This is a genomic window from Streptomyces hilarionis (genome assembly GCF_024539675.1).
Taxonomy (GTDB): domain Bacteria; phylum Actinomycetota; class Actinomycetes; order Streptomycetales; family Streptomycetaceae; genus Streptomyces; species Streptomyces hilarionis.
On the sequence record NZ_JAHHIT010000388.1, the window covers coordinates 1 to 681 of the forward strand.

The window sequence follows — 681 nt, forward strand, 5'->3', positions numbered from 1 at the left end:
AAACTTACCAATGATCAGGTTGCCAGTTCGTTCGAGCATGGACTTGCCATGTTCCTTTCGGCGGGTCTGCGCCAGTTTCTCGACATGCTCCATCGCTTTAGTCACTGCGCGGTCGTGCGCCGCTACCACGTCCTTGTCACCGGCGATCAGTGCCTGCATAGACACAGATTTTGGAGCTGAGAAGGTCAGGTCCAAACCCATCCGGCGATTAACTATTTCACCTGTTTCTTTGTTGACGGTCTTGGGCATCACCTCGCCGTTCGGGAGCTTGCCGTCAAAAAGCTTGGCCAGCTCCTTCTGGTCGATTGGCCCATCCAGTCCTAGAAGCTCGGCGCCGATCCCCTGCCACTCACCGGGGGACTCTTTTGCGTAGTAGTCGTCTGCAGCTGTGTAGTAGCCAGCTGCAGCGTACTGGTTGCTCCCCTTGATAGAGGTAACATTGAACATGGCTACCTCGTTACGCGGCTTGACCGGTGATCATGATTGCCTGGGCGCGCTCTTTGTAATCGATGTATGGCGTCTTCACCTTGGTGATCGGGAAGTCTTCACCGAATTTCACGTAGGCGACCAGATCTGGAAGGTTGGAGATTTCAGACGCCTGAACCACCGGCTCATCCCGTGTGACTTCCTCGGTCCTGGTCAACTTGCCCGCGGTGTAGGATTTCCGCCAGCGCTTCACAT

2 protein-coding genes are annotated in these 681 nt (G+C 55.4%); both read right to left on the bottom strand.

All coding sequences use genetic code 11. From position 1 onward, the window contains the following. Positions 1 to 447: MobF family relaxase (gene mobF / locus KMS84_RS43670; RefSeq protein WP_256921256.1), on the bottom strand; the 447-nt coding region annotated here is incomplete at its 3' end. Positions 448 to 457: 10 nt separating this feature from the next. Beyond that, positions 458 to 681, bottom strand: a 224-nt coding sequence (locus tag KMS84_RS43675) for a type IV secretion system DNA-binding domain-containing protein (RefSeq protein ID WP_256921257.1), incomplete at its 5' end; no start/stop codon positions are given.